21 protein-coding genes are annotated in these 20,063 nt (G+C 54.0%); 10 read left to right on the top strand and 11 right to left on the bottom strand.

Going from position 1 to position 20,063, the window contains the following annotated elements; genetic code table 11:
* Positions 1-44 precede the first annotated feature (44 nt).
* Positions 45-266: an MbtH family protein gene (locus EUZ85_RS15870; RefSeq protein ID WP_127970207.1), complete on the bottom strand. Its 222-nt coding sequence runs from the start codon at positions 264-266 to the stop codon at positions 45-47.
* Positions 267-321: 55 nt separating this feature from the next.
* Positions 322-1,731, bottom strand: coding sequence for an enterochelin esterase (gene fes / locus EUZ85_RS15865; protein ID WP_127970206.1), 1,410 nt, complete (start codon positions 1,729-1,731; stop codon positions 322-324).
* Positions 1,732-2,137: 406 nt separating this feature from the next.
* Here fes and EUZ85_RS15860 point away from each other — a divergent pair, with 406 nt between their 5' ends.
* The 3 genes from EUZ85_RS15860 (at position 2,138) to EUZ85_RS15850 (ending at position 5,655) form a co-directional block, all read left to right on the top strand.
* Positions 2,138-4,255 (top strand): TonB-dependent receptor, encoded by a 2,118-nt coding sequence (locus tag EUZ85_RS15860; RefSeq protein ID WP_127970205.1) that lies wholly within the window; start codon positions 2,138-2,140, stop codon positions 4,253-4,255.
* A gap of 253 nt (positions 4,256-4,508) precedes the next feature.
* Positions 4,509-4,901, top strand: a complete 393-nt coding sequence (locus EUZ85_RS15855) for a hypothetical protein (protein ID WP_127970204.1) — start codon at positions 4,509-4,511, stop codon at positions 4,899-4,901.
* A gap of 64 nt (positions 4,902-4,965) precedes the next feature.
* Positions 4,966-5,655 (top strand): hypothetical protein, encoded by a 690-nt coding sequence (locus tag EUZ85_RS15850; protein ID WP_127970203.1) that lies wholly within the window; start codon positions 4,966-4,968, stop codon positions 5,653-5,655.
* A 1,402-nt stretch (positions 5,656-7,057) separates the two neighbouring features.
* Here EUZ85_RS15850 and EUZ85_RS15845 read toward each other — a convergent pair.
* The 3 genes from EUZ85_RS15845 to EUZ85_RS15835 form a co-directional block, all read right to left on the bottom strand.
* Positions 7,058-7,528, bottom strand: coding sequence for an NUDIX hydrolase (locus EUZ85_RS15845; protein ID WP_127970202.1), 471 nt, complete (start codon positions 7,526-7,528; stop codon positions 7,058-7,060).
* Between the two features lie 83 nt (positions 7,529-7,611).
* Positions 7,612-8,088 (bottom strand): NUDIX hydrolase, encoded by a 477-nt coding sequence (locus EUZ85_RS15840; RefSeq protein ID WP_127970201.1) that lies wholly within the window; start codon positions 8,086-8,088, stop codon positions 7,612-7,614.
* Between the two features lie 22 nt (positions 8,089-8,110).
* Positions 8,111-8,470 carry a VOC family protein gene (locus tag EUZ85_RS15835; protein ID WP_127970200.1) on the bottom strand — a complete coding sequence of 120 codons (360 nt, stop codon included), beginning with the start codon at positions 8,468-8,470 and terminating at the stop codon, positions 8,111-8,113.
* Between the two features lie 359 nt (positions 8,471-8,829).
* Here EUZ85_RS15835 and EUZ85_RS15830 point away from each other — a divergent pair, with 359 nt between their 5' ends.
* The 6 genes from EUZ85_RS15830 to EUZ85_RS15805 all read left to right on the top strand — a co-directional run bounded on the left by EUZ85_RS15830 (position 8,830) and on the right by EUZ85_RS15805 (position 13,638).
* Positions 8,830-9,492 carry a hypothetical protein gene (locus EUZ85_RS15830; protein ID WP_127970199.1) on the top strand — a complete coding sequence of 221 codons (663 nt, stop codon included), beginning with the start codon at positions 8,830-8,832 and terminating at the stop codon, positions 9,490-9,492.
* 36 nt (positions 9,493-9,528) lie between these two features.
* Entirely contained in the window at positions 9,529-10,224 is a 696-nt protein-coding gene (locus EUZ85_RS15825) for a hypothetical protein (protein ID WP_127970198.1), read from the top strand.
* Positions 10,225-10,490: 266 nt separating this feature from the next.
* On the top strand, positions 10,491-10,754 hold the full coding sequence (locus tag EUZ85_RS15820; protein ID WP_127970197.1) for a FeoA family protein: 264 nt from the start codon (positions 10,491-10,493) through the stop codon (positions 10,752-10,754).
* 15 nt (positions 10,755-10,769) lie between these two features.
* Positions 10,770-11,006, top strand: coding sequence for a FeoA family protein (locus EUZ85_RS15815; protein ID WP_127970196.1), 237 nt, complete (start codon positions 10,770-10,772; stop codon positions 11,004-11,006).
* A gap of 65 nt (positions 11,007-11,071) precedes the next feature.
* Positions 11,072-13,408, top strand: a complete 2,337-nt coding sequence (gene feoB / locus EUZ85_RS15810) for a Fe(2+) transporter permease subunit FeoB (RefSeq protein ID WP_127970195.1) — start codon at positions 11,072-11,074, stop codon at positions 13,406-13,408.
* On the top strand, positions 13,405-13,638 hold the full coding sequence (locus tag EUZ85_RS15805) for a FeoC-like transcriptional regulator (protein WP_127970194.1): 234 nt from the start codon (positions 13,405-13,407) through the stop codon (positions 13,636-13,638). The genes feoB and EUZ85_RS15805 overlap by 4 nt, the downstream gene beginning before the upstream one ends.
* Positions 13,639-13,641: 3 nt before the next feature.
* Here EUZ85_RS15805 and EUZ85_RS15800 read toward each other — a convergent pair whose 3' ends face one another.
* The 5 genes from EUZ85_RS15800 to EUZ85_RS15780 all read right to left on the bottom strand — a co-directional run bounded on the left by EUZ85_RS15800 (position 13,642) and on the right by EUZ85_RS15780 (position 17,984).
* The gene (locus tag EUZ85_RS15800; protein WP_127970193.1) at positions 13,642-13,977 is read right to left on the bottom strand and encodes a hypothetical protein; all 336 of its coding nucleotides are present in this window, start codon (positions 13,975-13,977) and stop codon (positions 13,642-13,644) included.
* Between the two features lie 91 nt (positions 13,978-14,068).
* Positions 14,069-15,235, bottom strand: a complete 1,167-nt coding sequence (locus EUZ85_RS15795) for an acyl-CoA desaturase (RefSeq protein WP_127970192.1) — start codon at positions 15,233-15,235, stop codon at positions 14,069-14,071.
* A 35-nt stretch (positions 15,236-15,270) separates the two neighbouring features.
* Complete coding sequence (locus EUZ85_RS15790) at positions 15,271-16,413, bottom strand: ferredoxin reductase (protein WP_164887261.1); 1,143 nt, start codon at positions 16,411-16,413, stop codon at positions 15,271-15,273.
* A gap of 103 nt (positions 16,414-16,516) precedes the next feature.
* A complete protein-coding gene (locus EUZ85_RS15785) occupies positions 16,517-17,299 on the bottom strand; it encodes an ATP-grasp domain-containing protein (RefSeq protein WP_241567051.1) in 783 nt (260 codons plus the stop codon).
* 106 nt (positions 17,300-17,405) lie between these two features.
* Complete coding sequence (locus EUZ85_RS15780; RefSeq protein WP_011397635.1) at positions 17,406-17,984, bottom strand: phosphoribosyltransferase; 579 nt, start codon at positions 17,982-17,984, stop codon at positions 17,406-17,408.
* 254 nt (positions 17,985-18,238) lie between these two features.
* Here EUZ85_RS15780 and EUZ85_RS15775 point away from each other — a divergent pair, with 254 nt between their 5' ends.
* Positions 18,239-19,273, top strand: a complete 1,035-nt coding sequence (locus EUZ85_RS15775) for an IS630 family transposase (protein WP_129498742.1) — start codon at positions 18,239-18,241, stop codon at positions 19,271-19,273.
* Here EUZ85_RS15775 and EUZ85_RS15770 read toward each other — a convergent pair.
* Complete coding sequence (locus tag EUZ85_RS15770) at positions 19,257-20,057, bottom strand: hypothetical protein (protein WP_127970190.1); 801 nt, start codon at positions 20,055-20,057, stop codon at positions 19,257-19,259. The genes EUZ85_RS15775 and EUZ85_RS15770 overlap by 17 nt on opposite strands.
* Positions 20,058-20,063: the final 6 nt, after the last annotated feature.

The following is a 20,063-nucleotide window of genomic DNA, read 5'->3' as shown; positions in this document are numbered from 1 at the left end:
CTGACCTGCGCAGGACCTGTCTTTTGCGGACAAATAGAAGGACGCTACTTGTCAGCGGGATCAATCGATAATCGGGGACGGATATCGGTCCAGTTCTGCTCGATATAGTGCAGACATTCGGCGCGCCTGGCCGGACCGAGGACATTGCGCCAACCGGGGGGAATCGACGTGAATTGCGGCCATAAACTGTATTGCCCGCGGCTGTTGATCAGCACCAGAAATGGCAAGGATTCGTCGTCGAATGGGTTGAGCTGTTCTGTATTCATAGATGGGACTCCTTTAAATGCACTCGCGCCGCCACTGCGGCGTCTGATTAATCCGTCAGTCAGGTTGTTCCAGCAGCCAGCGCAGGCCTTCAATCAGTCCGCCGCGCCAGCAAAGCCAGTCGTGACCGCCTTCGAACAATAGGTAATTCACGTGATGGCCGGCGCGCTCCAGCTCTATGCGCAGGGTTTCGTTGAGGTCGATCATCACATCCTCCCGCGCGCCGACTTCCTGATAGATGCGCAACGGCCGGGCGCTGAGGCGGCCTTGCGCCAGTTGCTCCGCCAGCGCGCCGCGTTCACCGGGGCGACGCACTGCGCACTGGCCAGGCGGCGCATGCAGATACTCCACATAAGGCCACCAGAAAGAGCCGGACTGGCTCAGCACACAGCCGAAGCGTTCGGAAAACGCCAATCCCGCGTACATCGCCGCCAGTCCGCCGAAACTCTGTCCGGCGACAACGGTATCCATGGCGCGACTGGAAAACGGCGTCACGCCCGCCGCGAGCGGGATCAGTTCGTCCTGCACCGCCTCCCAGAAGCGGGGGTTGCAGCAGAGTTCTTCGCTACGCCGCTCGCCGTCAATAGCGTCGACCAACACATACACGGCGGGAGGCAACGCGCCCTGGCGGGTTTCATATTGCAAGGCGGAAAACGCCGGCATGCGGGTCGCCCAGTGCTGACCATCCAGCAGAATGACCAGGGGACGTCTACGAGGATCAACGTTGTCGCCCTGCGCCTCTTCCGGGCTGTACACCCAGACTTTGCGTCGGTTGCCCAGCGTTCGACTGCTCCAGTGCAGTTCCTGCAACAGTGCGCCGCTGTCGTCGCCCAGTCCGCTTTCCCCGGCGTCCAGGCTGAACCACGCGGTCTGCTCCGGCGCCTGCGGAAGATGCAGGGCGGAAGCTGCGCCGCCCCAGCTGGCGCTATAGGGTTGATTGGGGTTAAGCGGATCGGCGATGGCCTGACTCATCACGTCCCGCCACCAGACGCGCTGGCTCATGCGTTGACGCTCTTCGCTACCGCTCCAATTCGGCGGCAGATAATCTTTTGCGACAGGGGCCAGCGTGTAAGTTCCCCGCCAGTTGGCCGGTAAGGTCGTCCGCCAGCGCCACACATCCGTTCCGGCGATGCGTTCCAGGCTTTGCGGGTTGCGGCTGCGGTGATTGGTGACGGAGTTGACGTCGATATACACACGCCGGATGGGCGAACGATGTTCGTCGCCGTGCGGATCGCGCCAGACAAAGGTTACCCGCGCCAGATCATTGGCGAGAGGCTCCACCAGGGGCGCTCCCTTCTGCTGCAGAGCGCGCCACCAGCGCGCGTCGCCAATGACGCCTTCTAATCCGAAAGCGCTGAATTCCGAGGACGCTGAGGCGGATATGCGCTGCACGGACCCTAACGGTTGTACAGTCGATGATTCGTGTGAGATTGGGACCGGCATGCTGCGGTTTAAGACCTCTGACATGGTTTTCACCTTCCCGGGACGGCGCCCGGCGTTCATTTCTTCCATCTCTTCTATCTGCGATGGACTGGCGGTAGTCAGAAACAGCAACATCCCTCGCTAACGCTACACCCGTCCGTCCTATAACGGTAAGGCCGCGTCGCCAAAGAAATTTCCGCTCTTTCTGCATCAGTGTTGTTTTACATAATAATAATGATTATCATTTGCATTCAATAGTTATTTGCGAATGATTCTCATTTAGATAATCATCCGTCCGCACTGCGCCGGTCTCCGATGCAGCTAGTCAGGAATACCTGCGGACATCCCCGAGGTCGTCATCCACCCTCCTCTTCGATCGCATTAACAGGGAGCCAAGCACTGGGCGCGCCCGCCAGTGGCGCACTGCAAAAACCAACCATTTGGGGAGACAATGATGTTCCTGTTTCGGGATAAACGATCGAATCCACGCCTGCATCCCTTGGCGTTCGCCACCAAAGTCGCCGTCACTGCACTCGCAGGAGGCATGGCCGCTCATGCTTCAGCGGAAACCCTTGCGCTGGCGCAGCCGGATCGCGTCAGGCAGTCGGAAAGCACCACCCTGGCGCCAGTGGTGGTGACCGGTGAAAAGATCGACCGCGATTTGCAGGAGTCCACCAGCGCCGTCACCGTGCTGGACGACTTGAAAGTGGACACAGGCGAGACCCAGTCCGTCTTTGAGGTCGTGGATAAAGTGCCGAACATGATTGCGAACCCTTACGGCGTTCCCAACATCCGGGGCGTGGAAGGCTCCGGCGCGGCGAACGGCAGCTTCGCGCTGGTGGCGGGATCGCGTCCCAAGGTCAGCACCAGCGTCGATGGCGTCTCTGAATCCTGGTTCGGTCAGGAGTATGTAGACGCTAATTTATGGGATGTGCAGCAAGTGGAAGTATTGCGTGGACCGCAATCCACCACCCAGGGTCGTAATTCCATTGGCGGCGCGATTGTCGTATTGACCAAAGACCCCACCTATCACTGGGAAAGCGCAGTCCGCGCCGGCTATGAGAACGCTGACAGCAAGCAGCAGCTCGCCCTGATGACCTCCGGCCCGCTGATCGACAACGAGCTGGCGTTCCGACTGGCCGCCAGCGCATCGCAGGGCGAGGGTTATATCGACTACCCTATCAGCGATCAGGAATGGCCCTGGGACCCGTCCGAGTCCAAACGCTACAATCTGCGCGGCAAACTGCTTTGGGAGCCTTCCGCGTTGTCTGGCCTGTCAGTGAAGTTCACTGCGACGCACCGCAGCCAGGAGGGTGAATATCTCAATTTCGTCAACGGCGACTTCTTTGACTATGAACTGAACGGAGATGTTTCCAACACCCGTTATCAGGACTCGGACAGCGCCAGCTACGCTCTGGATGTGCAATACGCCCTCAACGACGCGTTGACCGCCTACCTGACATTGAACCACGCCAACACCCAGGCCAAGTTCGAGGAATACGCCTCCCGCGTGGGCGATATCGATCTGAGACTGGATCTGGAGGAAAAAAGCAATTCGCTGGAGAGCCGCCTAGTGTATGACCCTGCGTCCGGTCCGCTAAGTGGTGTGGTGGGCATCTACCTGTTCAAGCGCACTCAGGATCTCGCGGTGGACCCGGCCACCTTCAGCGGCGATGACGATGTCAGCACCGTCGCCGTTTATGGCGACGCGACTTTCGCGCTGACGGAGCGCCTGGATTTGATTCTGGGGGGCCGCGTGGAACGGGAAAGCCAGGAACGAAATATCCTCGCCTGGCCGGATACCAGCTATGAAGGCCGCTTGCTGACCGATATCGGCGAAACCATGTTCCTGCCCAAGGCTGGCGTCAGCTATCAGGCCACGCCGCAGACGCAGCTCGGCTTTGTGGTGCGCAAAGGCTATAACCCGGGCGGCGGCTCTCTGGACTGGGACGACAGCAGCTTTTATGAGTACGAGAAAGAAGAAGTCATCACCTACGAAGCCAGCAGCCGCTCCAGTCTCTGGGACAATCGCATGACAGTGGGCGTCACCCTGTTCGCCAACGAGTACGACGGCTACCAATCCATACTCAATCGCCGTTTCGTGAATATTCCAGAAGGCCGCAGCTACGGCCTGGAAGTGGAAACCAACGCGCAATTGGCGGCAGGCCTAGAAGTGTTCGGCTCGGTCGGCTTACTAAAAACGGAAGTCACCAAAGCCGTTGACGGCAGTCCAGATATCAAAGGCAATGAATTCGGCTACGCCCCCAGCGTCAACGCCAACCTGGGCTTCGCCAAATATTTCGACCAGGGCTACTTCGCCGGCGCCGACGTCAGCTACGTAGGCGAATACTACTCCGACGTCACCAACAACAACGACCTGACCGCTGGCGATTACCTGATCACCAACGTCAACGCCGGCTACGAAAACGACGACTTCACCGTGCGCCTCTACGTGAAAAACCTGTTCGACGAAGAAGTCCTCTACCGCCAGACAACTACCTGGACCTCCACCGAAGCCCAGGTCGGACCACCCCGCACAGCGGGCGTCGTGGTCGACTACCGACTCTAGAGTGAGACTGCGCTCAACCCTACCCTAGAGCGCAGCAGACCGCCAAGGATGGCCGCAGCTGCAAACCTGCAATCAAAGTCTGTTTTTGGGTGAGCTATGCTCACCCTTTTTTTTGAATAGCCTGAAACTTTCGACGCTTCAGCCCTGCTATATTTTCTGGAATAAAAAGCTCTCCCAGGCCGCGATTGGTTGCAGGAAGGTGGCGACTACGCTAAAAGTATTCGGAAATTCAGTTGTAGTTGAATGAGCGGTTATGTTTCAGGAAAGAAGTGTGGAAATTTCGAGTGTTCTCCCGAATCCTAATATATACAACGGAAAGTCTGTCAGATTGAGGTGCATATTCTCTCAATTTTGCGGAGAGGATGACGCATATTTAATACCCGGAGATGTGATAGACGCATCTATCGACGCAGAAAAACTCTACAACGCAAAAGGCGCAATTAAGGTTGATATTAAAGAAAGCCTGGCCGTAGAAATATGCGATAAGGCGCATGTAGGCACGCTGGGAATCCCTTACGACTTTATTGATTTTTGTGAAATAGAAGGGATTTTAAATATTTCAGCTCATATCGATTTGGTATTGACTTACTTGAAACTGCCAGGAAATAGGCATCATTGCAGTGGTGATTTTGAGTACAAAGCTTAAGATTTAACAAAATCTTAAGCTGATTCATGACTAAAAAGTGCAAACGCGAAAAGCATTCAAAAAAATGAAAAGCGCCATGATACAAGATGTATTCAAATTCAGTGGCAGGTGGAGCTTTCACGAAGCGGATAAAAGCAATGGAGTGGCTCTGTGGAGCAACGAATTCGGAGATATCTTATCCGTAAATTATTACCCGTTGGTTCCCGACATAGGGGCTGAATTAGACGATATAGACAGCCTGAGAGGATTCTATCGCTCAGTGGCCGAAGCCAATGGCCTGGCCCCTCTTGAAATAGAGCTGGAGGACTTAAAAGGATTAAGAGCGGTTAAAACCTTATACAAAATAAGAATGGACCCAACAGGTTTCGCGTTTTTGGGCTCTTATACACTCCCATTCGCCAATTGCTCATACGTAATCAAAGTCCAAGCTGTAGAGTCAGGGACTACAGGGATGAGAGAGTGCGCTGTTTTGCTGATCGAGGACTGCAAAGATGCAGATGAAGAAACCGGAAAGTTAATCGGTTGGGAAGCGGACCCGTATGACGCGAACTATAAAGCAGACTTCATGGCGAATAGAGCCGATCACCCCAAGTACGATGAAAAATTTCCCGAACATCCTTTATCTAGAGCTAGAGAATATTTGAAAGAGATTTTCGACGGTATTGAATTTGATGACTCTTTAAAGGACTTGTCACCATTTGAGGGGCCCAAAAAAAGTAAAAGTAAGCCATGGTGGAAATTTTTTGGCAGGTAAAATTTAAGAACCAGCACGTCAAAGCTCTAGAGTACGCGTTACGGAATTTTCAGCGGGCGCTCTGCCACCAAACATCGTATCCGAAACTGCCCTGCTCTCATTCCACCCGTTCGCCCTGAGCCTGTCGAAGGGCTTTCCAGAGTGCTAATTCATAGATGGTTAACCCTAGCCTATACGTTGAGTCCCCAGATTGAATACTGAAAAGCGGGACAACTTCGCCCTTTATCGCCCCGGGGAGGCCCTTCGACAGGCTCAGGGCGAACGGTGGAGGAGTTAACTCAGGCGAGATGGCAGGGAATTGACGTTACTGAGTCATGGAAAGGCAGGCTGAGCACTACTTGGCATGACCTCGGAGGACAAAGCTGTACGCCTGGGGTTACTGAGTTCGACTTATATCTCTCGAAAGAGGAAATCCCAATCCACTAATCATCCGCCCCACACCCTGCGCTCATTTCACCCCGTTCGCCCTGAGCCTGTCGAAGGGCTTTCCAGAGTGTTAATCCATGGATGGTTAACCCTAGCCTCCGTTGTGTCCCCAAATTGAATACTGACATTGGGAGACAACTTTGCCCTTTATCGCCCCGGGAGGCCCTTCGACAGGCTCAGGGCGAACGGTGGGGGAGTTAACTCAGGCGAGATGGCTGGGAATTGACGTTACTGAGGCATGGAAAGGCAGGCTGAGCACTACTTGTCATGACCTCGGAGGACAAAGCTGTACGCCTGGGGTTACTGAGTTCGACTTATATCTCTCGAAAGAGGAAATCCCAATCCACTAATCATCCGCCCCACACCCTGCGCTCATTTCACCCCGTTCGCCCTGATCTTGTCGAAGGGCTTTCCAGAGCGTTAATCCATAGATGGTTAACCCTAGCCTCCGTTGTGTCTCCAAATTGAATACTGAAATTGGGAGACAACTTCGCCCTTTATCGCCCCGGGAGGCCCTTCGACAGGCTCAGGGCGAACGGTGGGGGAGTTAACTCAGGCGAGATGGCTGGGAATTGACGTTACTGAGGCATGGAAAGGCAGGCTAAGCACTACTTGGCATGACCTCGGAGGACAAAGCTGTACGCCTGGGGTTACTGAGTTCGACTTATATCTCTCGAAAGAGGAAAGTCCAATTTACTAATCATCCGCCCCACACCCTGCGCTCATTTCACCCCGTTCGCCCTGAGCTTGTCGAAGGGCTTTCCAGAGCGTTAATTCATAGATGGTTAACCCTAGCCTATACGTTGAGTCCCCAGATTGAATACTGAAAAGCGGGACAACTTCGCCCTTTATCGCCCGGGGAGGCCCTTCGACAGGCTCAGGGCGAACGGTGGTGGAATTAAGTTTGGGAGAGGAGGCTGGCGATCAATGTCATGTTAGTGGCAATCTTTAGAGGCTGTATGTCATTCATAAACGCCTACTTCAGTTCGTTGATCTGGATGAATTCAACTTCTTGCGGCAGAGCCGTCAGTCGTTCTTTGAGAAACTGCGGCCATAGATTTAGTGAGGCGACGTCCGCCAGTTTGACCCAGCGAAATACGATGTCGATGTCTTGCTCCAGTCCTCTGACGTCTTGGCTGAAAGGAATGGCGCTGGGGTCTTGCAGAGCAGTCAGATAATAGGTGGCGATTTCGTGGCTTTTGACGCCGTTGCGGGCGTAGAAGTCTTCTACGAACCAGAGGGGGCGAATGATGTTGGCGGCGACGCCGAGTTCTTCCTGCAGCTCACGGATCAGGGTTGTGTGGGAGAATTCGAAGAATTCCACTTTACCGCCCGGCAGCGCCCAGAAGTCGCCTTTGACGACTTTATGCAGCAAAACGTGGTCATTGTGGATGATCACCGCCACGCTGCGGAATTTGAAGCGCTTATCGCCGCTCTCGAATTTCAACGTCCCTCTCCTCTCATATGCTGATCCCAGTGCGCTTTCGCTCACTAGCAGGCGCATGAGCGAAAACGTCGGGGAGCCAAGTGTCAGCTTCCGATTTCATCCAAAGTCAGAAACTCAACGCCTTCAGGCAGTGAGCGCAGGCGCGTTTTGAGGATATAGGGAGCGACTTCGAAAGCCTCAAGTTCGCTGATTTTGAACCAGCGGAAGATCAGGTCGACATCCTCCTCCGCGCCGGGAACATCCTCGTTAAAAGGAATGGCGTCAGGATCGGCCAGCTCGGTCAGATACAGCGTGGCGATTTCGTGGAAACGCGTCTGGTGATATTGGAAGAAATTCTCGACATACCACAGTGGGCGAATCACGCGCGCCGTCATACCCAGCTCTTCTTCCACCTCACGGACCACTGTGTCGCTGGAGAATTCGAAAAACTCCACGCGGCCGCCCGGCAGGGTCCAGAAATTATCCTGCACCGCTTTGTGCAGCAGCACATGGTCCTGGTGGATAATCACCGCGGCGCTGCGGAAATTAAAGCGATTGTCGCCAACATCAAACTTCAACATGGTTTACTCCTTGAAAACCAATCTAAATATTTTCTCCAAATCGCCACAGCACGCCGCTGGGGTCCGTCAGGGTAAAATCCAGCATGCCCCAGGGCTGCTCCACCACCTCCGAAAGACGAACCTTGTATTTCTCCACTACGCCCGACGCCACCACCTTCGTCCGCCAGGCGTGAATATCCTTGACCAGAACATGCATCATGAAGTTTTCAGCGTGTTGCTGACAGTAAAAGTCCTGCAGTAAAAAACTGCTATTCCCATGACGGAAATAAGCGACGCCGCCACCATCGGAAGCCTGAGTAAAGCCGATATCCCGATAGAAAGCTTTGGATTGCTCGAAATCTTTTGCCGGTACGAATGCTTTGATTTCCACGATATCTTCCATGGCGTTTCCTCCTGGCGTAGGTGAAGGGAGATGAATTCGCCGGCGCGCGGCGCTGTGACAAGTGCTGTCAGTCTACACTTTTTATATTTAAATCATAACCTTATGGCTACACTTTATAAGTCTGTTTCATATATCCGCATCAACGCTACCCGTTCTATGCTCTCAGACAAAACACCTTTCCGACAATTTTGCGCCTAGGGAATCATCCCTCCTTAAAACATCCCCTGTTTCCACGCCACGGCCACGTTCTATAGTGGCTGTTTGCAGCCGAACATTGACGCCAGCCCGCACTTCTCGCGGAGCAATCGCCATGTGTTCTCATGGCGCCCAGCAACCAACCGATAAACGGACTTAACGATATGGCGAACCAACCAACCTCACCCCCTACCCTCATCACAGAGCATGGCGATGTCTACATCAAAAAAGGCAAAGATGCGGCCCTTCAACTCATCAGAGAAATGGAAAGCTACGCGGACAACCTTACGCCCACCCAGGCCTACGCCGAAACCTTGAACATGTGGGGCGCAGTCGGCGCTATCGCCACGACTGTCGGCACAATGTCGTCAATCATAGGGTTGAAAAAGAAAAGCGCCGACAATGAATTCGAGCTGGAGATCATTAATCATTCCAGCTACACCATCGCGCCGTTTCAAAGCAAATCCGATAACTTCGGCTTTCAACAGGCATTGCGACCGTTAGTGCCTGGTGAAACCGGGTCGATCAAAGCAAAAACCTCAGGCTTTCAACCCGGAAAATCTCATTACGAGTTCACCTTTATGATTGGCTCCAACGCCAGCAACTGCGTGGACGTACACACCACCATAGAACTGCGCAGCTCCGGCGTGTGGCGTCTGAACCACTTTTATATCGACGGCCGCGATCTCTGGCTCAACGAGGATGGCTACAGGCGCGCCTACCTGGGCTTCGCTGGCAAAGACGACTACGCCTCCTTCAGCCTCAGCGAGATGGGAGCGGACCACCAAAAAGGCAAAGTTTCGCTGTTTTTCTCGGATTACGTGTGAGCTTCCCATCATCCCAATCAACACAAGGAATCCCCCATGGACATCAAGGACGCAAATCTGAACTACACCACGACCAACGGCTCTTTTTCCATCACTCAAGGCCACGGAACCGCACAGCAGGCGGTCAGCTCCTTCCACAAATACTACCTGAGCAGTTTCAGCAGCTCCTCCCTGTCACGGGACATAGAAGGCGGCGCCAGCGGCTGGGACAAACTGGGAGCCACCGCCAGCGTGGTCGGCGCTATCGCCGGTGTGGCGGGTCTGGGGTTGGGCGACAAAGGCAGCGAAGACCTCGTCATATTCGATGTACGAAACCTCAGCGCCATGCCGCTGGTGACGTACGACGTCAATACATTCGGCGGCGGCGTGTACATCGACAAAATCCCTTCGCCATTGGGATCGGGCGAATCCTCCACCTGGGAGATTTCATCCAACGAAGAATTCGAACCCAATGAAGACAGCGCCGCTATCAGCTTTTTGATTGGCGACGCCAACCGGCATATTGATGTGACGCTTTACTACGCCATCGGCGGCGGCAACCGCTGGTATATACAGAAGGCGATTATTGACGGCGTGGCCTCCGCCCTTATTCCTACCGGCGACTACGGCGAAGACAATATGACCTGCCTGTGCTTCACCAGTGGCGACTACGAGACGCCTTCCTTCTCCATCTTCACCTACTCGGTGTTCTACGCCAGCGCCAGCAGCTATATCGTCTTTGCGCCATATTGAGCCAGCACTCAATAGCCTCAGCCTGACGCAGGAAAAGCAGAACGGCCCGCCGAACGCCGATCTGCTTAGAGATTCCGCTCCGTTGCGCGAATTAGCCGACCAGCAACGGAAACGCCGCTTCACCTCCATTTGAGTCCATCCTGGCCTTCTGGTCCCACAAGCCCTTGATCTGAGTCAGATTCCCCCCAAGGTCTACTGGATTCACTCAGTAATAGCGTTAATAATAAGAAAGTTTCTCAATCTCACTTTCATTTAAAGGCGATCGTATGAACACGCTCGAACAGAAGCCTTTCCCTTTAGCGCTGGCGCAAGAAAGCGAAAAAGTAAAAGTTCACCTGTTACGCGGGGGCAAAAACCTGGAAATGCGTTTAACTTCCCTGGGGCTCAATGTGGGCAGTGAGTTAACGGTGCTGCATCGCAAGGGCGCTGACCTGGTGGTTGTGCGCGCCGATACGCGTCTGGCGTTGGGCGCCGGCATGGCGCAGAAAATCATGGTGGTGCGCGCGTGCGCCGCAACCAGCGGTCATTGAGGAGACTTCCCGAGAATGAGCAGCGTCAGTCTGAAAGATCTGAAAGTCGGCGAACAAGGCCGCGTTATGGGGTTCGGCGAAGGCGGCAAAAGCTATCGCCGCAAACTGTTATCCATGGGCTTGACCCCCGGCGTCGAATTCAGCGTCACCCGCTACGCCCCCATGGGCGATCCAGTGGAAATTCTGGTGCGCGGATTTCGCCTTAGCCTGCGTAAAGACGAAGCAGGCAGTATTTTGATTGAGAAAATCTAACGTCGTCTAAATGACGCGCAGTCAGCCCGATCCCAAGCAGTTTTATTGGAGAGAGTTAGTCGATCATGGCCAGTCCTGAGCGCAACGCGGAAAAATACGTCATCGCAGTGGTGGGCAACCCCAACTGCGGCAAAACCACCTTATTCAACGCGCTGACCGGCTCCAAGCAACAGGTCGGCAACTGGCCCGGCGTTACCGTAGAACGCAAAAGCGGACGCTTTTCATTTCAAGGCGTGAACTTTGAGCTGATCGATCTGCCCGGCACCTATTCCCTGGATGTCTGTGAAGAAGACGTTTCCCTTGATGAGCAAATCGCCAGAGATTTCGTCGCCGAGCGCGAAGCGGACCTCATCATCAATATCGTCGACGCCTCCAACCTGGAGCGTAATCTCTACCTCACCTGCCAACTGCTGGAAATGAAGACGCCCTTACTGACGGCGTTGAACATGATGGATGTGGCGGAAGAACGCGGCCATGCGGTGGCGCACGACAAGCTCGCCAATCTGCTGGACTGCCCCGTGGTTCCCATTGTGGCGGCTTCCGGCGCAGGCTTGCCGCAACTGAAAGCGGCGATCCTGGACGCCGCGCGTCGCAAACATATCTCCAATACCGTCATTACTTATCCCTCCCCCGTCGCCAAGGCGCTGGACACCCTGACTCCCATGCTGGCCGCGCACGCCGAGGGCAAATGCGATCCGCGCTGGCTGGCGACGCGAATGCTGGAAGGAGACGCCTCCGCTCTGAAGCTGGGTGACGCGACGCTGTGCGCCAAAGTGGAGGAACTGCAAGAGAATGTAGTGCAACAGTTGGAGGATGACATTGACATCTGTCTGGCGGACGCCCGCTACGGCTTCGTCAATCAGGTAGCCAGCGCCAGCGTCAAACGCAACCATGAGGTGCAGCGCAGCATATCCGACAAAATCGACCGCGTGGTCCTGAACCGGATGCTGGGCATCCCCATATTTCTGTTCGCCATGTATTTGATGTTCATGTTCACCATCAACATCGGCGGCGCGTTTATCGACTTCTTCGATCAATTTACCGGCGCCTTGTTCGTTGACGGTTTCGGCGCGCTGTTAACCTCACTGGGGGCGCCGCAATGGCTGCGTCTGCTGCTGGCGGACGGCATGGGCGGCGGCGTGCAGGTGGTGGCCACCTTTATTCCAGTGATCGGCTTTCTGTATCTGTTTCTGTCGGCGCTGGAGGATTCCGGCTACATGGCCCGCGCGGCCTTCGTCATGGATCGCGCCATGCGCGCCATCGGCCTTCCCGGCAAGGCATTCGTTCCTTTGATCGTGGGCTTTGGCTGCAACGTGCCGGCGGTCATGGCCACCCGCACCATGGAAAAACAGCGCGACCGCATCATGACCATCATCATGGCGCCCTTTATGTCCTGTGGCGCGCGTTTATCTGTATACGCCCTGTTCGCCGCCGCGTTTTTCCCTATTGGCGGCCAGAACGTGGTCTTCGGGCTCTACATTATTGGCGTCGCCATCGCCGTGCTCACCGGACTGGTGATGAAAACCACCCTGTTACAGGGTCAGGCCACGCCTTTCATTATGGAGCTGCCGCCGTACCATATTCCCACGCTGAAAGGCGTTGGCATTCGCACCTGGGAACGCACCCGAGGCTTCATGTTCCGCGCCGGCAAAGTAATCGTGCCAATGGTGCTGGCCCTCAATGTGCTTAACTCCGTGGGCACAGACGGCTCCTACGGCAATGAAAACAGCAATAAGTCCCTGCTGAGTGAAATCGGCGGCGTGATCGCCCCCGCGTTCGGACCCATGGGACTGCGCGAAGACAACTGGCCCGCTGCGGTGGGCATCTTTACCGGCGTACTGGCGAAAGAAGCCGTCGTCGGCACATTGGACTCTCTGTACAGCGACCTGGCGAGAATAGAAGCGCAAGCCGCCGGCGAAGAGCCAGAGCCAGCTCCCGAATTCAACTTGCTGGAGAGCGTGACGGCGTCCTTCGCCACCATTCCCGCCAACCTCGCTGACGCGCTGGGCTCCTGGAGCAATCCGTTAGGTCTGGACGTGGAAAGCGCCGCCCAGGAACAAGCCGTGGATACCAGCACTTTTGGCGCCATGGCGGCGAAATTCGACGGCGCGGCGGGCGCTTTCGCCTACCTGCTGTTCATTCTGCTGTACATGCCCTGCGCTGCGACAATAGCCGCCATTTACCGTGAGACCAACCTGAACTGGACGCTTTTCATCTCAGGCTGGACTACCGGCGTCGCTTACATTGTCGCCACGGTGTTCTACCAGGTCGCCACACTTGGCCGTCAACCTGTTCACGCTTTGTCCGTCATCGCTATTATGCTGGCGATCTTCGCCGCCTCCCTGGCGGCGCTGCGCTATATCGGCGCCAGACAGCCCTCTGCGACGGTGACGGCCCCATGATCCTGTCAGAAATACGAGATTACCTGCAAACCCACAAACGGGCCGCGCTCAAAGACATGGCCAACCGCTTCCATACGGAGCCGGACGCATTGCGGGGAATGCTTAATAAATGGATCGCCAAAGGCCGGGTGGAAAAGCTGCCGCAGGGAACGCCCTGCAGCGGCTGCACTCAATGCGACCCAGGAGACATAGAGATTTACGTGTGGAAGGAAACGCCGCGCGTTCAGTAGATATCAATAATAGAGATGCATCATACCGAGCACTTCATAACAGGATTTGGTGAAGTGCTCTTGAACCTCTTCATGCAAGGTATCCAGGCACTCACTTTCCTCATCCCCTTCCTGGACTTCCATTGCCTCATCAACCCAGTCCTGAATCTCCCCACAAACATAAATATCCCAACAATTACTGATGCATTCCTCCACCTGGATAGCGCCGGATCGCTCATTGCCCGCACCAGCAACCAGTTCCCTGATTTCATCGCCAAAATCTTCCATCATATCTTGCGCATAACTACGAACCCGGCTCAATAAGGCATCCAAGGTCTGGGGATCTATTTTTTCTAACATATCACTTACTTCTGTGAAGGGATCGAATATTGATAACGCACCATTATCACCGATTGAACCCTAATGCACATCCTTGGATGCTTTACCTTACTCAGGCTACCGCAAGTTTCTTGTCGCGCGCTGTCCGGCGCGCCACGATGGTCTTTGATTTCAGAACTGACGGCGGCGCTGATTGTGGCGTATCAGTCTTAGCGTCTTTTATCGGCAGCGCATATTTCACGATACGTTTAAGCACCGAGCCGAACTGACGCAGAAAAGGCCCGGTATTGTAGTGTTGCCCGTACTTGTCGCAGATGGCTCTGACTTTGGGCGCCATTTCCGGATAGCGATGTGCGGGAATATCCGGGAACAGGTGATGCTCAATCTGATGGCTGAGATGCCCACTCAGCAGATAAAAACCACGACTGCCCTCAATGTTGCCGGAGCCGTGCAATTGCCGCAGATACCACTGTCCCCGACTCTCATTGCGGGTTTCTTCCTCAGTGTAAACCCGCGTGTCCGCAGTAAAGTGGCCGCAGGAAATAATTGCGTAGGCCCAGACGTTGCGTATGACATTGGCCGCCAGATTACCCGCCAGAACTTTAGGCGCACCGACGCCCGCCAAGACTGGGAACAACACATAATCTTTGCCGAGTTGCCTGCCCGCTTTTCGTAAAAAAGGCTTTAACCGACCAACCAATTCCTGTCTGCTCATTCTGCCGGACACCGCACGCTCCAGCTCCAATCCGAATAAGGCCACGCCCCATTCGAAAGTCAGCGCCTGAACCACATTGTATACCGGTTGCAGCAAGTAAACCGGCCGCCAGGGCTGCTCCGCAGTCAATCGAGTAATGGTGTAACCGAAATCACGATCTTTGCCGAGGATATTGGTGAACGTGTGATGCTCGTAATTATGGTAATGCCGCCAGGCGTCGCCGGCGCATACAATGTCCCACTCATAGCGTTTGGAATTCAGAGCCGGATCCTGGGTCCAATCGTACTGACCGTGCATCACGTTGTGGCCCACTTCCATATTCTCCAGAATTTTGGACAAAGACAAACAGGCCACGCCTGCGACCACGCCCAGAGGCGTGAAACTGACGTGCAATAACACTCGGCCAGCTAATTCTGAATACCTGACCGCGTTTATCACACCCCGAATATGCTCCAGATCCCGCTGACCCAGATCATCCACCACTTGCTGGCGCAGGTCGTCCAGCTCATTCTGAAAAGATTCCAACTGTTCCGGCGTTAATGCTCGACTGGAAGGATGGCGCATAACAAATCTCCTTGTTTGTTCTGATTCATCAGATATCACACATCAAGAGAGACATCGGTTATGGGGACGCAAATACACAACTGGATTTCTTCATTTCCGGCGCCGGAGGCTTTTCCTGTCACCAGATTACGCACCACGCCCGCTCGTTTTCTGGCTTTGCAGCTATGGCAAATTCCCATCCGGCAACCAAAGGGCGGGTGCAGCCCGGCGGCTTCAGCCAAGTCCAGCAGGCTCTGCCGCCCGTCAGCTTCAATGACGCAGGCGGAGCGTTGAAAGTCCACCTGGTAAGTCGCCGATTGTGACGACGCAATGAGTCCTGGGTCGAAGAAATCATGAAAGGTCCCAGTGAAATCTTCGAAGCTAATGCGCGCCTCAACCCCCTCTTCCCGCCAATGCCGTCGCACGCGCTGCATCAATCCTTCAGGGCCGCAGACCAGTGTCCGCCGGTCGCGATAATCAGGAACCCAGCGGGAGAGTTGATCTGGATGAAAGCGTCCTCCCTCTTCCGCTTGGTTGTGAGCGGCTGCGGTATAACAGATATGCGCGGTGAGATGCGCGCAATGAGCAGCGGCTTTACGAATTTCCTCCGCAAAGATCAGCTCTTCGCGGCTACGGGCGTAATAAATCAATACGGTGTTTCGAGGGTGTTCTTCAAGTTGATACAGCATGGCGCGCAACGGCGTAATGCCGCTGCCTGCGGCGATCAGCAGCAGAGGTTCTGACAGAGACTGCGGCGCTGCGAACTCTCCCTGAGCCTGACTCAGCATCAAAACATCCTGCTTGCGCAGATTCCGCAGCAGCCAGGAGGACACGCGCCCATCTTTCTTCTCTTTGACAGTGATGCGAAGGCGTTCCTGCTCACGCCAATCCGAAGACAAACTGTAGCAGCGCTGCTGACGCACGCCTTCTATTTCAACAGTGACCGTAACGAACTGACCCGGCCTGAAGCCCCGCCACAGACCATTGGGTTGCAAGATAAACGACTTGCAGTCGGCGCTCTCTTCGACAATATCGACGACCCGCGCCTTGACCTGACGCATGGACCACAAAGGAGACAAATGGGAGACATAAAATTCAGTCAAGTCGGCGTTCACAACGCGTTTCAGCCAAGCGGGCGTGAAGCCAGATAGCGAGCCCGCACCAGAGGCGACGGGAGGGAGGCGGAGAGTCCATGTCATGGCGGCGTCCATTGGAAGGGTGACCTTTCTGAGTATACAGACGCCGGAACGATTAAATATACAGTTGTCCACAAATAAACGTGAGAATGTGACACGAACCTGATTATGCGTTGTGAGCCAACATCTTCACAAAAACATCCAATGGCCAGTTCTTTCTGTCCGATACCTGACCATCGCCTATCTCCACCAAGCGCATAACCCCGTCCTGTCGAAGCGCCAGGTCAATAGAATAAAAAGGCGCGTCAATATACTGCGCTATTTCCCGACATAGAGTGGGCGGCTCACCATGGGAAGAGTAAGCAACGCCGTTCAGGACAAAGTATCTCTGCTCAGAGGCTGAGTCGTACTCCTCCACCCGCCGCAGCGCTACGCCGCCTTCCATGAAGCCACGATGCGCACGAATCTGACTCACAATCTCAACCACTTCCTCCGGCGAGTGCGCGATAGAACCCTGCCCGGTCGAATTGGATTTGACGAAGTCTTTTACAAAAAAGCTTTCCCACTCCAAACGCGCCGCCGCGTCCAGCAACTGATCGTCGTCGGAGAAAAATCGGGTTTCGGAGGTATACGCCTGACAGGATTCATACCAGCCCGGTAAATGATGACAGCGCAGGTAATTTTCAAAAGACGTTACCGGCCTCCCGCCAGCTTCTTCAATCAATTGAGTCAACTGACGGTAACGCTCAGGAGCAAGCATCCAACCCCGATAAAGCACCGGCTCACCCACCCCTATTGCAGGGCGTACATCACACAGACCGTTGCCCAACGCATCAGTATCAACAACAGAACAACTCACCCCAACCTGACGAAACGCCGTAAATTCTTCCAGGTAGGAGTCATCTGGTTGCTGAGAGTGAAGAGGATGGGAGGGGAAAAGGAGTCTCATAAGGACTTATCTATTAAGACGGCGAGCAGCCCGGCTTATTGTTTCTTCACCGAGCTGCCGCAACTAAAGTTTTTTCACTTAAAAAGAAAGGCGTATGCTTCCCAAATCAGGAGTTTTCGCCCTCACGCAGCTTCAGCAGCTTGTCGTGAATGACCGCCAGCTCTGGCTTGTGCTCCAGAATTTCTTCCGTGGTCAGGCCGTGCAATTCGTGGGGGAAAACCAACCATTGGTCCGTCTCATGTACGAAGTAGTCAGGCACTTTGTCGGTTTTGTTGTTGGACGGCTTAAAGTATGGCGTCGCAATCTTGATGTCCGGCGTATTCTTACGGCAGGCCGCTTTCAGATCCGTCACCACCTGCTGTACGCTCAAGCCGGTGTCGTACACATCATCCACGATCAGAACAGAGTCTTCCGCATTGACGCGCTTGACCATGTAGTTCAGACCATGAACAGTAACATGACGGCTTCTTTCGCCGATGCCAGTGTAGGAAGAGGTGCGGATAGCAATGTGGTCCGACTCCACGCCCAGAAAATCGAGCAGTTCCTGCACCGCGATGCCAACCGGAGCGCCGCCGCGCCATACGCCGACAATATAGTTAGGTCGATAGCCGCTCTCGTAAATTTTCAGGCCCAGTTTGAAGGAATCGTCTAATAGCTGTTGAGCGCTGATGAAAGTCTTTTCCACAAATTAACTCCCGAATAAGCCGGTGGAAGCCCGGCGAACCATCTGAGGAAGACGTTAGGCCGGAAAAAAGGTTGCATAAAATACAGGAAATTTTGGAGAACTCAACATAATAAATCCTGTTTTCGGGAAAATGCCAGGGATTGAGCGACGTTCACGCAAGTCGCGCGGCCTTCTCGTTAACGTCCCTATTCACTCAGGGACACTGGCAGCGTAATAATAATCCGGCACCGATATAAGCATGATACAATGCCCGCATGATTATAGATGATGCTCGCTCATTACCTGCCGCCGCGCAGGAAGAAAAAAGAAAACAAGCCGTGCGACTGCGCAAGCAGGGATACAGCTATCACGAAATAGCCGATAAGGTCGGCGTCCATAACCTGACGGTGGGGAAATGGATCAGAGCTTATGAAGCGCAAGGGTTTAGCGGGATTAAGTCCAGGCCCCGCGGACGAGAGCCCGGTTCGGGACAACGACTGACGCTAACCCAGGAGAACCGGATCAGGCTTTTGATTACCGATAACAGCCCGGATCAGCTCAAGCTGGAGTATGCGCTTTGGACCCGTAAGGCGGTGCAGCAACTCATTGCGCAGGAGACGGGAGAACAGCTGGCGATCCGAACGGTCGGCAATTATTTGGCCGCCTGGGGTTTCACGCCACAGAAACTGGCGAAAAAAGCGTATGAGCAAAACCCGTCTCTAGTCGAGAAGTGGCTGAAGGAGGACTACCCGGTCATCAAGGGACGAGCCAAGGCGGAAGGGGCTGAGATCTATTGGGGGGACGAGACAGGGCTGCGAAGCGACGCCCAGCATGGGCGGAGCTATGCGCCCCAAGGGAAAACGCCGGTGATTCGCCTGAACGCCAGGCGGGAGTCGGTCAATATGATCTCGGCGATCAGCAACCAGGGCAAAGTGAGGTTTCAAATCTATGATGGAACGATGGACGCGGACCGGTTGACAGGGTTCATGAAGCGGCTGATCAAAGACGCCAGACGCAAGGTTTTCCTGATACTGGACAATTTGAGAGTCCATCACGCCAAGGTGGTGAAAGCCTGGCTTGAGGAGAACCGGGACCATATTGAAGTATTCTATTTACCTGCCTATTCCCCGGAATTGAACCCGGACGAATACCTGAATTGTGACTTAAAAGCGGGAGTTCACAGTGGTAAGCCGGCGCGAAAGAAAGGGGACCTCAAAAAGAAAATCCGATCACATATGTGTATGTTGCAAAAGAAACCTGCGAGGGTGAAAAAATACTTTAATCACCCAAGCATCAAATATGCAGCATAGAATGCCTATATCGATGCCGGGTTAATAGCTTAGGAAAAACATGTTCCATAGCCGATATTTCACTTCCCTCACACTGCTCCCTATCCCCTTTAAGCAGAGGCCCTTTCATACACTCTTCGCCATAAAAGTAATGATTAGAAACCTTTCTATGATACTTGTATTTAATCCAGTTACCGTGTGCGTCAGTAACTGACGATACATAAACTGGAAACTGGTGAATAGCACTAAAATTCATCGGTCCATCTGATGATGGACCCTGATCAAATAAATATGCTTTACCATCTGGCGAATATGCAGTTAAAGATGCTTTATTGAGGCTAGCACTCCATCCTGGCTCTCCCCTGACTGAAACATACTTCCCATCTCTCAGTATCAAAGCAATTGGCTTACGTCCTGGAAGTTCGACTGTAATTCCGCTAATTTCAGTATTATTCCAACAGTGACCACCATTCTGAGCGTTATCATCGCATTCTGTTGAGATTTTTAAAACAAATGATGCACGCGGAACATCAAGAGACCAGTCCCCCAAAATTCCTTTTCCATGATCTGCAAAGTTATATGACCTATAAATACTTAAATCAAGCCCGCCTCCCCCAGGAATAAGAGCTTCACGAACTGACCACCTAACATCCCCAGTGAAATAATCTATAGTCTCACCTTCAATATTCAAGTCAGAACCAATAGAAACAGAAAAGAAAGTATTTAATACCTTATCAAAGTCTCCCGCCCTACTCTCAAAAGAGATGAAAGACAAGGACAACATCATAACAAATATTTTTTTCATAACTAC

It is taken from the genome of Hahella sp. KA22 (assembly GCF_004135205.1).
Classification (GTDB): Bacteria; Pseudomonadota; Gammaproteobacteria; order Pseudomonadales; family Oleiphilaceae; genus Hahella.
The sequence above is the reverse complement of the archived record's forward strand: the minus strand, read 5'-3'. Positions and strand labels throughout refer to the sequence as shown.